The sequence below is a fragment of the Serratia sp. BIGb0234 genome, from assembly GCF_024809915.1.
GTDB classification, from domain to species: domain Bacteria; phylum Pseudomonadota; class Gammaproteobacteria; order Enterobacterales; family Enterobacteriaceae; genus Serratia; species Serratia liquefaciens.
On record NZ_JANUEI010000001.1, the window covers coordinates 869,828 to 883,008 of the forward strand.

Below are 13,181 nucleotides of genomic sequence, written 5' to 3' on the forward strand. Positions count from 1 at the left end.
ATGTACCGATCCGTGTTTGCCTTACTGAGTGGCGCCATCTTTGGCCTTGGTCTGATCGTCGCCGGAATGGCCAATCCCGCCAAGGTGCTGGCTTTTCTCGATGTCACCGGCCACTGGGATCCGTCACTGGCCCTGGTGATGGTGGGAGCGATTGCGGTGGCGGCACCGGCGTTCTTTTGGGTTCGCCGCCGACCACGTACCTTGTTGGGTGAAACAGTACAACTCCCATCTTCCCGCCGCATCGACCGCCGCTTATTGGCAGGCAGCGCGCTGTTTGGCATCGGGTGGGGAATGGCGGGCATCTGTCCCGGCCCGGCCTGGGTGCTGGCTGGTGCGGGCTCGTCAGCCAGCTGGCAGTTCGTTGCGGCAATGCTGGCAGGAGTGGCGTTGTATGAAGTTATTCTGTTTTGGAGAAAATAATGCCGATAGCTAACGCGGTGTTGCGCATTGCCCGCCCGACCGACAGGTTACAGGAGATTGCGACCCTGTACTGCCAGGGCTTGGGCTTCGAACGGCTGGGTGAGTTCCGCGATCATCAGGGTTTTGATGGCGTAATGGTCGGGCACCCGCAACGGGGTTATCACCTTGAGTTTACTCATCATCGGGGAGTGGAGGTGGGGCAGGCGCCGACGCAGGATCATCTGCTGGTGTTTTATCTGCCGGATGAACAGGAGTGGGTTACAGGATGCAAACGCATGCTGACCGCCGGTTTTCGGCGCGTTGCGGCCTACAATCCCTACTGGGATTCCCATGGGCAGACGTTTGAAGATCCGGACGGTTACCGGGTAGTGTTGCAACAGCAGGTGTGGGGGCAATAAAAAAGCCAGCGCACCGGGCGCTGGCTGAAAGGGTCAAGCGAAAAGGCTATCAGGCGTTGGTCGCCGGTTTCTGCGCGCTTTTACCCTGAGTATTTTCCATCATGCGACGGATAGGGACGATCAACAGGGTCAATACCGCGGCACAAATCAGCAGCGCAATCGAGCAGCGTGCGAACAGGTTAGGCAGCATTTCCAGTTGGTCGGCCTTAACATGGCCACCGATCAGGCCGGCAGCTAGGTTACCCAGCGCGCTGGCACAGAACCACAGGCCCATCATCTGGCCGCGCATTCTTTCCGGGGCCAGCAGAGTCATGGTCGCCAACCCGATTGGGCTAAGGCAGAGTTCGCCCAGCGTCAGCATCAGGATACTGCCCACCAGCCACATCGGCGACACACCGGCACCGCCGTTGCTCAGCACGTTCTGCGCGGCCAGCATCATCAGGCCAAAGCCTGCTGCGGCGAACAGAATACCGATAACGAACTTGGTGATGCTGCTCAGGCGTACCTTGTTACGTGCCAGTGCAGGCCATGCCCAGCTAAATACCGGTGCCAGCAGGATAATAAACAGGGCGTTGATTGACTGGAACCACACCGCCGGGATCTCGAAATCGCCGATCATACGGTTGGTGTAGTCGTTAGCGAACAGGTTGAACGAGGTCGGTTTCTGTTCGAATGCGGACCAGAAGAAGGCGGCTGACACCAGCAGGATAAAGCAGACCAGCAGGCGGGCACGCTCTTTGCGGCTCAGGCCGGCAAACACGAACAGATAAATAAAGTACAGGGTCACCGAGGCGGCAATCACGTAAACCAGCATGCTGGCTACCGCTACCGGGTTAATCACGATGATGCCTTGGGCAATCAGGGTGATAATCACCGCCACGCCGACGGCTAACGCCAGGAGCCAGCGACCGACACCGTTTTTCTTGGCGACCGGGCTGTTCCAGGTGGAGTCCAGGCCGACTTCGCTGTCATAGCGTTTCATCGCCGGTACCGCAAAGACGCGGAAGATCACCAGTGCCACCAACATCCCGATCCCGCCGATGCCGAAGCCCCAGTGCCAACCGTGGGAACGGATCAACCAACCGGAGATCAGTGGGGCGATGAACGAGCCCATGTTGATACCCATATAAAACAGCGAGAAGCCACCGTCGCGGCGGTTGTCGCCTTTCTTATACAGCGTGCCGACCATCACCGAGATACAGGTCTTGAACAGGCCAGATCCCAGCACGATAAACATCAGGCCGATGAAGAACAGGTTATTGCCCATGACTGCAGACAGGGCGATCGACAGGTGGCCCAGCGCGATCAGAATCGAGCCGTACCACACCGCTTTTTGCTGGCCAAGCCAGTTATCCGCCAACCAGCCGCCCGGCAGGGCAGCCAGGTACATGCTGCCGGCGAAAATGCCGACAATCGCCGAGGCGTTTTCACGTGCCAACCCCATACCGCCGTCGTAAACGGTGGCGGCCATGAACAGGATCAGTAATGGGCGAATGCCGTAAAACGAGAACCGCTCCCACATTTCGGTAAAGAACAGGGATCCGAGCGGATAAGGATGGCCGAAGAAGGTCCGGCTTTCTTGTTTATTAACAGAGGATTGCATAACGTCTTCCCAATAAAATGCGCTGCAATGATGCAGCTTATACTGTGGTATGTATGTGTATTTAAGGAAGGTGATCCACCCAATGTGGATTACCCGACAAAACCGTTGCTGCAGCGCCCGTTAACCGTGGAAAGCGCGTTAGCCTTTTTTCACTTGGCCAATGATTTACAACTGGCGTGATATTATTTAACCATTTGATAACTGGATGATGGTTTTGTCTAGTCCCTGTATCCCATTTTTTAGATGAAAAGTCGACAAACATCTACTTTCCTGGTTTTTATGTTGGTTAAGGCGGGATTGTTATTGACAGCTGGTTTATTGCGCTAAAAGTTAATTATCTGTTCAAAAACATGGAATTACATTGAGATTATTCTTATGGGAATAGCGTGGAGAGGCGCAGAGGGTATCAATACTAAAAGTAAGGTAAACAGGGACTCGGCTCTGTTTGAGCACAGAACTGGTGATAAATACGGCTATTGCTCTTCTTGCAGGGTGTCTTCACGCATTCGCGTCGGGCGTCGTTGCAAACACCACCAGGAATAAATTGCATTGAACAGCACCACCATTGCGGTCACGCAGAACACCGCCCGGAAGCCGTAACTGGCAGAAACCGCTGCGCCCATCAGCGGGCCGCTGACGTTGCCTATATCCCGGAATGACTGGTTATAGCTAAAGATCCGGCCGGCCACCTGATTGGTGCAGTTATAAATCAACAGTGTTTGTACGGCCGGCAGCAGTGCGCCATCGGCGGCGCCAAGCAGGAAGCGCAACACGCCGAGCTGCCATGGGGTTTGCACAAAGGCCATGGGGATCAGCAACAGCACCGATACGATTAGCATAAACACCAGAATGCGCTCCGGACCTATCCGGTCGCCCAGCTTGCCTAACCGCGGTGCGCTCATCAGCGCGGCGACGCCGGGGACAGAAGCGATCAGGCCGCTGACGAAGGCCAGGTTATGGATATTGCCGGCCAAATCGCGCACGTACAGCGTCAGAATCGGCGCAATGGATCCTGTGGCAATCTGAATAATCATGGTGGTCACAAACAGGCTGAGGATAAGCTTGGGGCTTTTCAGTGCCGCGAAAACCTGGCGAGCATGCAGCATGTCTTTCTTCTGTACCGGGGTGAATTGTTCTTTAACGTACAGCAGCGTTAAAACAAAGCAGGCCAACAGCACGCCGGCGGTGATGTAGAACACCGGTCGCAGGCCGTACTGGTCGGCCAGTAAACCGCCGATCAACGGGCCAATCAATGCCCCGCTGACGCCGCCGGTGGACAGGGTGCCCAGCGCCCAGCCGCTGCGATTGCGCGGTACCTGGGTGGCAATCAGCGCGTTGGCGTTGGGAATAAAACCGCCGAGCAGGCCCAACACCGCGCGCAACGCCAAGAACTGCCAGATATTCTGCGCCATACCCATTAAAAGCATCACAATCGACATGCCCAGCGCCGATCGCAACAGCATCAACTTACGCCCGCGGCGGTCGGCCAGACCGCCCCAGAAAGGGGAAGCAATTGCTGAAAACAGGAAGGTGATGCTGAATACCAGACCGGACCACATGTTCAAGGCTTCGTGACCGGTAACACCGAGGGTTTCTACATAGAGTGGCAGGAAGGGCATGATCAGGCTGAACGCGGCACCGGTCAGGAAGCACCCCAGCCAGGTGACGAAAAGGTTGCGTTTCCAGTTGATGGGTTCTGGTGCCGAAGCCATAAATTCCTGCTGCAAAAGGAGGAGCGCTTTGCGCGTGTGCACAGGCAATGGGGCAAAGCAAAAAAGTTAGCCTGGTAAGTATGCGCTTAATTATAGGCGGCATCAATCGATGTGGCAGGGGATATTCTGAAAATGAAATAAAGTTTTAAAAATTGAATATAGACAGTATTCCGCGCTGTGCGCGCGGAAAAAAGCTTACTTAAAGCCCGGCGAGCAGTTCAAAACCGCTGGAGGTTGTCGAGAGGGCTACGTCGGTTATCTCATAGTGAGCCACGGCATTGAAGGGATCTTGCGCCACGATGGTATCCAGCTGTGAACGATCTATCCCTTTCACCAGGATCACACCGCCAGTGCGCGGGTTTTTGCGACCGGAGGCGATAAAGGTGCCGTCCTGGAAGTATTTTTTCAACCAGGCGATGTGCCCCTCGAGGTGGCTGTCGACTTCTTCTATCGGGCGATGGTAGGTCAGGCTAACGATGTACATAACGGCTCCAGGATGAACGACGAAGGCTTTACCATCCCACCGTTGCCGTCGTTTCTCAAGATCTGCGGCATAAAAAACTAACCCGCCAAACGGCGGGTCAGGATGTTGATAAAGTTCTGTGTACTTAAACGTTATGTTTTGTTTGCTGGTAAAAACGAAGGATTATGTCTTCAGCTTTACCCCAAACATCCGAAAACCACGTTTTTCGGGTGTTTGTCATTAAACTAACCCGCCAAACGGCGGGTCAGAAGTCAGTAGAGTGAAGGCTCGCCTTCTGGGCGGGTCTTGAAGCGACGGTGTAGCCACATGTATTGATCCGGTGCCATCAGGATCTCTTTTTCGACCACTTTATTCATAAACGCAGCGGCCTCGAGCTCATTATCCAGCGGGAAGTTTTCCACCGCCGGCTGCATAATCAGCTCATACCCTTTAGCGTCCGGCAAGCGGCGTGGGGTAAAGGGAATAATGGCCGGTTTGCCCATTCGTACCAGCACGTAGCTGCCGGTGGTGGTGGCGGCTTTTTCAACGGCGAACAACGGGGCGAACACGCTGCTGCGCGGGCCGTAGTCGTGGTCCGGAGCGTACCAGATAATATCACCCTGTTTCAGAGCCCGGATCATGCCTTTCACGTCTTTGCGGTCCAGCATGGATTTGTTGGAGCGCATGCGGCCCCAGGTTTGCAGCCAGTCCATCAGCTTGTTGTCGTGCGGCCGATAAACGCCGATGCCCGGATTGTGAATGCCAAAGATGCGGGCGCCCAGTTCCAGCGTCAGAAAGTGCAGACCGATCAACAAAACGCCCTGATGGTTGTCGCGCGCTTTTTGGATATGCTCCAGTCCGCTGACTTTGAACCAACGCTCGATACGCCAGTTCGGCCAAAACCACGCCATGCCGGTTTCAAACAGCCCCATGCCGACGGATTCAAAATTCTGTACCACCAGCGCATCGCGCTCGGCCTGTGGCATATCCGGGAAGCACAACACCAGGTTACGTTGGGCAATCGCCACGCGGCGCTTGAGAAAACGCATGGAAAAACGGCCAAGTCGAGTGCCAAGACGATAAATAATCGGATAAGGCAGCAAGACCAATAAGTAGAGCAAACCGATACCGAACCAGGTAAGCCAATAACGCGGATGCAGTAAAGAACGATTAAAAGAGGGAACTTGAGTCATGTGTTCTCAGCTTAGAAGCAGTCATTTAATGATAATAACAGAGTGATAGTATGGCTGACATCCAGAAGAGATTTGGCCGTCTATCCATTTTCTGCCGTTTATAACCGAGTATTGTGGCACTTTTATCACGCAACGTGAAAAAACACCGCATTAAAACATAATTTTTAGTGATGAATGGACATGATTTGGCGATTAATTGGGCTGATGCGCTCAAAAGGATAAGGTTGGCAGTCGTGGGCGGCGTATAATTTTGCCCAAATTTTTAGGGGGATGTATGTTGGCTTCATGGTTAAGTGCGGGTTTATTAGTCTCAGGAGCACTGTTGGGCAGCGTTGGCGCACACCTGCAGTTAAATCCGTTACTGCTGGTGGCAGGTGTCGCATTGCTGGCAGGTATCGTGATTTCCGGTTTTACCGAATGTCGGGGCAGAGGCTGAGCATCTACCCCAGAATCATCAGTCGTTTTTGAACAACCCTTTCAATACGTGCGGTTCAGAACGCCAATATTGCGGTGGCGCGCTGACCTTCTCGCCCAATTTGGCGGCGGCGTGCCATGGCCAACGTGGGTTGTAAAGGATACCGCGCGCCAGCGCCACCATATCCGCCTGCCCGGTGGCGACAATCGCTTCCGCCTGTTCCGGCTCGGTGATTAACCCCACGGCAATGGTCGGCAGCCCGCTTTCCCGCTTGATGGTCTCGGCGAACGGCACCTGGTAATTCGGCCCCACCGGGATTTTCTGCAATGGCGAAAGGCCACCGCTGGAAACATGGATGTAGTCGCAACCCAGCTCCTTCAGTGCTTTTGCCAAGGCTACCGACTGCTGTTCATCCCAGCCGCCCTCGACCCAGTCGCTAGCGGAAATACGCACGCCAACCGCTTTTGGTGCCGGGAATACGGCGCGCACTTCATTGTAAATCTCCAGCAGCAGACGCATGCGGTTTTGCAATGAACCGCCGTACTGGTCGTTACGTTGGTTAGACAGCGGTGACAGGAACTGGTGTAGCAGATAACCGTGTGCGCCATGCAGTTCAATCAGTTCAAAACCCAGACGATCGGCGCGTTTCGCCGCAGTAACGAACTGCGCTTTCAATTGTTCAATTTGTTCCAGGCTCATTGCTGCCGGAGAGGCATCATGCTGGGTGAAGGGGATGTCCGAGGCGGACAGCGTCTGCCAGCCGCCGTCTGCCCTGTTCAGTTGGCCCCCACCGGCCCAGGGAACGGCACAGGATGCTTTGCGCCCGGCGTGGCCGAGCTGAATGCCCAGTGGCAAAGTGGCGTGTTTTCTTACCGCTTGTACCACTTCTGCAAGCGCCTGTTCCGTCGCGTCGTCCCACAGGCCGAGATCGTTGGGGGTGATGCGTCCTTCGGGGGCGACCGACGTGGCCTCGACAATCAACAGGCCTGCGCCGGACAATGCCAGATGACCGAGATGCATCGTATGCCATTCGGTGGCCTTGCCGTTATCGGCGGAGTATTGGCACATCGGTGCGATAACTATACGGTTGGGCAAACTCAGTTTCCCCAGCGTAATCGGGGTAAATAGCTGACTCATGACGTCCTCCAGGTCCGTGGTAAAAATGGGATAAGCTCCCTTAAGGCTTATCGAGATTTGTGAGCGACGTCAAGCTTCCAGCCTTTGTTATCACCGGTGCGTTAATGCTGTTTTGAGCTACATTTTCGGGTATTATGTGCGCCGCGCGTGGGCCGGCGGCTGGCGCGCATCAAAATCAGTCACCTCCGAAAGACAGGAAAGTACACCATGCCAGTGTTACATAACCGAATTTCTAACGAGGAACTGAAGGCGCGCATGCTGGCGGAAACCGAGCCGCGCACCACAGTTTCTTTTTATAAATACTTCACCCTCGACGATCCCAAAGCGTTTCGCGACAACCTCTACGTTCAGTTCGACAAGCTGAAGGTGTTTGGCCGCATTTATGTGGCGAAAGAGGGCATCAACGCGCAAATCAGCGTACCGCAGAACAAGTTCGAAGCGTTTAAAGCCGCGTTGTTTGCCTCGCATCCGGCTCTGGATCAGGTGCGTCTGAATATCGCACTGGAAGACGACGGCAAATCCTTCTGGGTGTTGCGCCTGAAGGTGCGCGATCGCATCGTCGCCGATGGCATCGATGATGAAAGCTTCAACCCAGCGAATGTCGGTAAGTATTTACAGGCCGATCGCGTAAACCAGATGATTGACGATCCGGATACGCTGTTTGTCGATATGCGTAACCACTACGAATATGAAGTCGGCCACTTCGAGAACGCCATCGAAGTGCCTTCAGATACTTTCCGCGACCAGTTGCCGATGGCGGTCGAGATGCTGCAGGACAATAAAGACAAAAATATTGTCATGTATTGCACCGGCGGTATTCGCTGTGAAAAAGCCAGTGCGTATATGCTGCATAACGGCTTCAAAAACGTCTATCACGTGGAAGGCGGCATTATTGAGTACGCGCGCAAGGCGAAAGAGCAGGGGTTACCGCTGAAGTTCGTCGGCAAAAACTTTGTGTTTGACGAGCGCATGGGCGAGCGGATTTCTGACGATGTGATCGCCAATTGCCACCAGTGTGGTGCACCCTGCGATACCCATACCAACTGCAAGAATGACGGCTGTCACCTGCTGTTTATTCAGTGCCCGAGCTGTGCCGCCAAATTTGAAGGTTGCTGCAGCGAGATCTGCCGCGAAGAGCTGAAGCTGCCGCGTGAAGAGCAGCGTGCACGCCGCGCCGGCCGTGAGAATGGCATCAAGATTTTCAATAAGTCGAAAGGGTTATTGCAGACCACGATGCATATTCCGGCACCGGAAGAAGATAAAGGCTCAGCCAACTGAGCCTGAAAGAAGCGCGGCAGTTTTGCCGCGCTTTTGCATTACTTCGCGCGAACGCCTTCCACGGAAATAATCAGTTCAACGTCTTGAGACGCCGGGCCGAGATCGGTAGTGATGCCGAAGTCTTTCAGCTTGATTTTACCGTTGGCTTCGAAGCCGGCACGGTAGCCGCCCCAAGGGTCATTGCCTTGACCGATCAGTTTAGCGTCCAGCGTTACCGGCTTGGTCACGCCGTTCAGCGTCAGATTACCGACAACCGCATAACCTTCGCCGTTCTTTTTCACTTCGGTGGATTCAAACTTGGCTTGTTTGTTCTTTTCGACGTTCAGGAATTCTGCGCTGCGCAGGTGCTTGTCACGCTCAGCGTGGTTGGTGTCGACGCTGGCGGTGTTGATGGTGACGCTAACCTTGTCCTTGGACGGATCTTTTTCGTCGAAGGTGAAGCCGCCGTCAAAGTCCTTAAAGGTGCCGTACAGCCAGCTGTAGCCCAGGTGCTGGATGCGGAATTCGATAAAGGCGTGCTGGCCCTGTTTGTCAATTTTGTAGTCGGCAGCCAGCGCGGAACCAGCGCTCAGCAGCAGGGCACCTGCGGTCAAGCCCAGTACGGTTTTCTTCAACATAGCAATCTCCATAAGTCCAAAGGTTAATCGGCGCTGCTACCCAGCATCCGTTTCAAAGTAACATCACGATCAACGAAGTGATGTTTAAGCGCAGCCAGAGCGTGCAGTACTGACAGCACCACGACGGCCCAAGCCAGGTAAAGATGAATGGTACCGGCGGTATCGGCCTGCTCCGCCATGCCTGTGGCGGTCGCGGGGATATCGAACCAGCCGAATACGCTGATTGGTTGACCGTCGGCGGTCGAAATCAGATAGCCGCTAATCAGGATACTGAACAGCACCACATACAGCGCCAGATGGGCCAGAATCGCACTGACGCGCGTAAAACGACCGTAGCTGGCCAGCGGTTTGGGCGGCGGCGAAACAAAACGCCAGATCACCCGGACCACCATCACGATGAACAGCAGCGTGCCGATACTTTTATGAATTTCCGGTGCCTGGTGATACCAGACATCGTAATAGCCCAACGTGACCATCCATAGGCCCAGGGCGAACATGCCGTACACCGTCAGCGCAACCAACCAGTGGATCAACACTGAAATATGACCAAAGCGGTTGGCGGTATTTTTCCAAAGCATGGTGTTTCCCTACTTTCAACATTTTCTGGCTGCAATAATTAAACTTTAAGAAACATAAAATCAATAATAAATTTAACTATGTTACTTCTTTAAAATATTAATCAGTGAATTTGGCTGAGATAGCGTCAGGTTAATCAGTGAAATCGTTGAAGGTAATAATTGTGATTGTGTATTGTTGGATTGTTATTGATTGAAAAATAATGGTTTTATTTATTATTGTCAGCTTTTGTCATTTTACGTAAATAGCGTGGATTGTTCTGGCGAATAAATCGCTAGTCAAGTTTGTCGATTATTTCCAGTCAATGTACTGCAAAAGCGGGACGTTTATTCATACAGCAATACCTCTGCGGCAGGACAACAGAGTTTGCTAACATAAGACACATCGGATGGCCCGCAGGGTCACACCATTAACACAAAGGAAATGTCATGGGCCGAACCCTGTTGACCGATCGAAGCCTGCGTCTGGCTATCTTGCTGGCAATGTTGGTCATTATTCTCGCCGGCGTCAAAGCGGCTGCGGATATCGTGGTGCCATTCTTACTGGCGGTGTTTCTCGCTATGGTACTGAATCCGCTGGTAACGCAGCTAGAACGCTGGCGTATACCGCGCGTGCTCGGTGTGACTTTACTGGTGGTGCTGGTCGTGGTGGCGTTGATGTTGTTCATCGGCATATTGGGCGCATCGCTGAACGAATTTGCCCGTTCGCTCCCCCAGTACCGCGGCATGATGATGGAAAAACTGAGTGAGCTGCAGCATTACGCCGATCGCCTCAACATCACCATATCCCCCGAAGCGATGCTGCAGTATGTTGACCCCAGCTCGGCGATGAATTTGATCACCCGCCTGTTAAGCCGTTTCTCGGGGGCCATGACCAATATTTTCCTGCTACTGATGACCGTGGTATTTATGCTGTTTGAAGTGCAGCTGTTGCCTTACAAACTGCAGCAGGCGCTGGATAAACCTAGCGAAGGCATCGCCAATATTCGGCGTGCGTTAGACGGCGTCACGCGCTATCTGGTGATCAAAACGGCGATCAGTCTGGCAACCGGCGTCATCGTCTGGGGATTTTTGGCTGCGGTCGACGTGCGCTTTGCCTTTATTTGGGGGCTGCTGGCGTTTTTGCTGAATTATATTCCCAACATCGGCTCGGTGATCGCCGCGGTTCCGCCACTGATCCAGGCGTTGCTGTTTAACGGCTTTGGTGATGCGCTGGTGGTAGTCGCAGGTTTTATCGCGATCAATCTGGTGATTGGCAATATGCTGGAGCCGCGCGTCATGGGGCGAGGACTTGGGTTATCGACGCTGGTGGTTTTCCTGTCGTTGATCTTCTGGGGCTGGCTGATGGGGCCGGTAGGGATGTTACTGTCGGTGCCGCTGACCATTATTACCCGCATTGCCCTGGAGACCACCGAAGGGGGACATAAATTGGCGGTTATTCTCGGCGATGGTCAGCCAGGCAAACCGGTTACTCCGGAGTAAAGAAGACTTTCCCCTGGGTTTTGCTGTCGGCGGCGTGTTGCAGTGCCAGTTTATAATGCCGCAACGGATAAATAGCCGCCGGACTTTGCAACACCAATTGGCCGCGTCTCACCAGATTGAACAGCTGTTGGAATGCCGCCTGCCACTGCACCGCAGTTGCCTGTGTGTTCCATTTGCGCAGGTGAAACAGGGAAGTGCGAAGCCGGAGTTGGCGAGAAATATACTGCCAGTCCACCTGCCGGTTGCCGAGCAACCCCAGGGCGACAAAATCGCCGGTCACGCTGACCGAAAGTGCCAGATGCAAGCCATCTTCACCGCCGACGCAGTCGATCGCGGCACGCGCCGCATGGCCCGTGAGCTGTTGCAAACGATATTGTTGCAGTAATTGTCCTTCTACAACCCGCCAGGCACCGGCATTCAGCAGCGCCTGGCGGTGGGTGGGATTACGCACCACAACCACCAATCTGATACCGCGCAAAGCCGCCAACTGGCAAAACAGCAGGCCGATCGCCGAACCGCCGCCGTTAATCATCAGGATGTCCCCCGCGTTTAGCTGCAACCATTGTGTCAGTAATACCCAGCAGGTCAGTGGATTAATGTAGATTTGTGCCGCAGTGGCGTCGTCGATGTCGTCCGGTACCCAAATGGCTTTGGCGCTATCGATCGTGACAAAGCTTTGCCAACTGCCATTGCCCATGACGGTGAGCGCGCGTCTGTCGGTAGGTTGACCGCGAGGATCAACCGCGACCCCAACCCCTTCGTAGCCAGGAACCTGAGGCAGGAGAGTACGGTGTGCATACTGACCATAGATGGGAATCAAATCGGATGGATTTATTGGTGCGTAGCGCATCTGCAGTAGTAGTTGATTGGGCTGCAGTGCAGGAATGACGGCATCTTCAAGGGCAATCACCTGTTCCGGTGAACCGAATCGGCTAAAGCGCAAACGGGGAAAAGTCTGCTGCATGGGGTTAAGGCATAAAGAAGAAATAGACATCCAGCGCCAACAGCACCAGCCACAGGCAGATATACAGCACCAGATGTTCGCGGACGTTGTTGACGATCGCCGACAGTATTTTGTTTAGCATTCTCAGCAGCCAAAAGATAAGGACGGGCTGATTATAGTATTTTTGCAGCCAGCGTTAATACTGCCGAGAAGGTAAAGTCGGGTATCGGGGTGAATCTTCGTGTGAAAACAGCCTGCTTTGCAGCAGGCTTCGGTTATACCGCGATCAACGAAGGTGACATAGCGCTGACGGGAACGCTCGGCGGATAAAAATAGCGCAGCACGTTATACAGCGAATAAAATTCTAGCCGATTACGGGCGTTGATTTTCTCTGTGATGTGGCGTTTGTGCACATAAACGGTGTGCGAGCTGATTTGCAGCTTTTTTGCGATGCGGTAATTGGGCATTTCCGCCATCCAGTGTTTCATCACCGTCAGCTCCTGCGGGCTGAACAGAGAGTGTTCCACGCTGCAATCCATCAGTGAGACCGGCTTTTCCCGCATCATGCGCAGGGTGACGGGTAATGTGGCTTTGTTGAACAGGAAAGCGTGGTCAGCGATGCGCATCGGTGTTTCGCTGTATGGGTACGGCGTGTCCAGATAAATAAACAACAGCGCGGATGGGGTGGCCTCGATAAAAGCCTGCAATTGAGCATCATCCTCACTGTAACGACAGTGTTTGGTAAGGTTGACCAGGATATGGCTTGGGCGGTAGTGATCCAGCAGCGGAGTTGCTTGTTCCAGGCTGTGGCAACATTTTACCTGGCTGAAAACATTGTCCGTAAAATAGTTATCGATACCGACCCGGGTGAAGCAGCATTCGTCCACGACAAGCAGTTTCATGGTGACGTCCTTGTTGAGCGAGAAATTACCAGGGGCATATCAG

The 13,181-nt window shown here is 53.9% G+C and carries 15 protein-coding genes; 5 read left to right on the forward strand and 10 right to left on the reverse strand.

Features of this window, described 5'->3' with window-relative positions:
* Both M2407_RS04225 and M2407_RS04230 read left to right on the forward strand, forming a co-directional pair.
* A complete protein-coding gene (locus tag M2407_RS04225; protein ID WP_259217311.1) occupies positions 1-420 on the forward strand; it encodes a YeeE/YedE family protein in 420 nt (139 codons plus the stop codon).
* A complete protein-coding gene (locus tag M2407_RS04230; protein WP_122078570.1) occupies positions 420-818 on the forward strand; it encodes a VOC family protein in 399 nt (132 codons plus the stop codon). The genes M2407_RS04225 and M2407_RS04230 overlap by 1 nt, the downstream gene beginning before the upstream one ends.
* 49 nt (positions 819-867) lie before the next feature.
* Here the strand turns inward: M2407_RS04230 and M2407_RS04235 are convergent, their stop codons facing one another.
* The 4 genes from M2407_RS04235 to M2407_RS04250 form a co-directional block, all read right to left on the reverse strand.
* The gene (locus M2407_RS04235) at positions 868-2,421 is read right to left on the reverse strand and encodes a peptide MFS transporter (protein WP_128864208.1); all 1,554 of its coding nucleotides are present in this window, start codon (positions 2,419-2,421) and stop codon (positions 868-870) included.
* 473 nt (positions 2,422-2,894) lie between these two features.
* Positions 2,895-4,133 (reverse strand): multidrug efflux MFS transporter MdtG, encoded by a 1,239-nt coding sequence (gene mdtG / locus M2407_RS04240; RefSeq protein WP_046373921.1) that lies wholly within the window; start codon positions 4,131-4,133, stop codon positions 2,895-2,897.
* 199 nt (positions 4,134-4,332) lie between these two features.
* Entirely contained in the window at positions 4,333-4,617 is a 285-nt protein-coding gene (locus M2407_RS04245; RefSeq protein WP_020826315.1) for a YciI family protein, read from the reverse strand.
* 251 nt (positions 4,618-4,868) lie between these two features.
* Positions 4,869-5,789 (reverse strand): Kdo(2)-lipid IV(A) acyltransferase, encoded by a 921-nt coding sequence (locus tag M2407_RS04250; protein WP_044549768.1) that lies wholly within the window; start codon positions 5,787-5,789, stop codon positions 4,869-4,871.
* A gap of 274 nt (positions 5,790-6,063) precedes the next feature.
* Here M2407_RS04250 and M2407_RS04255 point away from each other — a divergent pair, with 274 nt between their 5' ends.
* The gene (locus M2407_RS04255) at positions 6,064-6,225 is read left to right on the forward strand and encodes a histidine kinase (protein ID WP_122078576.1); all 162 of its coding nucleotides are present in this window, start codon (positions 6,064-6,066) and stop codon (positions 6,223-6,225) included.
* Positions 6,226-6,243: 18 nt separating this feature from the next.
* Here M2407_RS04255 and M2407_RS04260 read toward each other — a convergent pair whose 3' ends face one another.
* Positions 6,244-7,341, reverse strand: a complete 1,098-nt coding sequence (locus tag M2407_RS04260; RefSeq protein WP_201895397.1) for an NADH:flavin oxidoreductase/NADH oxidase — start codon at positions 7,339-7,341, stop codon at positions 6,244-6,246.
* 207 nt (positions 7,342-7,548) lie between these two features.
* Between M2407_RS04260 and M2407_RS04265 the strand changes: the two genes are divergently transcribed.
* The gene (locus M2407_RS04265; protein WP_259216800.1) at positions 7,549-8,619 is read left to right on the forward strand and encodes a rhodanese-related sulfurtransferase; all 1,071 of its coding nucleotides are present in this window, start codon (positions 7,549-7,551) and stop codon (positions 8,617-8,619) included.
* A gap of 38 nt (positions 8,620-8,657) precedes the next feature.
* Here the strand turns inward: M2407_RS04265 and M2407_RS04270 are convergent, their stop codons facing one another.
* Together M2407_RS04270 and M2407_RS04275 are read right to left on the reverse strand one after the other, a co-directional pair.
* Entirely contained in the window at positions 8,658-9,236 is a 579-nt protein-coding gene (locus tag M2407_RS04270; RefSeq protein ID WP_020826320.1) for a YceI family protein, read from the reverse strand.
* Positions 9,237-9,259: 23 nt separating this feature from the next.
* Positions 9,260-9,814 carry a cytochrome b gene (locus M2407_RS04275; RefSeq protein WP_046373919.1) on the reverse strand — a complete coding sequence of 185 codons (555 nt, stop codon included), beginning with the start codon at positions 9,812-9,814 and terminating at the stop codon, positions 9,260-9,262.
* A gap of 426 nt (positions 9,815-10,240) precedes the next feature.
* Here M2407_RS04275 and M2407_RS04280 point away from each other — a divergent pair, with 426 nt between their 5' ends.
* A complete protein-coding gene (locus tag M2407_RS04280) occupies positions 10,241-11,293 on the forward strand; it encodes an AI-2E family transporter (protein WP_259216803.1) in 1,053 nt (350 codons plus the stop codon).
* On the opposite strand, the gene M2407_RS04285 is transcribed toward M2407_RS04280, so the two are convergent.
* The 3 genes from M2407_RS04285 to M2407_RS04295 all read right to left on the reverse strand — a co-directional run bounded on the left by M2407_RS04285 (position 11,280) and on the right by M2407_RS04295 (position 13,138).
* A complete protein-coding gene (locus M2407_RS04285) occupies positions 11,280-12,287 on the reverse strand; it encodes a zinc-dependent alcohol dehydrogenase family protein (RefSeq protein ID WP_259216804.1) in 1,008 nt (335 codons plus the stop codon). The genes M2407_RS04280 and M2407_RS04285 overlap by 14 nt on opposite strands.
* Positions 12,262-12,378: a DUF2770 family protein gene (locus M2407_RS04290; protein ID WP_012006315.1), complete on the reverse strand. Its 117-nt coding sequence runs from the start codon at positions 12,376-12,378 to the stop codon at positions 12,262-12,264. Before M2407_RS04290 ends, M2407_RS04285 begins: the two co-directional genes overlap by 26 nt.
* 133 nt (positions 12,379-12,511) lie before the next feature.
* Complete coding sequence (locus M2407_RS04295; RefSeq protein WP_259216805.1) at positions 12,512-13,138, reverse strand: LuxR C-terminal-related transcriptional regulator; 627 nt, start codon at positions 13,136-13,138, stop codon at positions 12,512-12,514.
* Between the last annotated feature and the right edge of the window lie 43 nt (positions 13,139-13,181).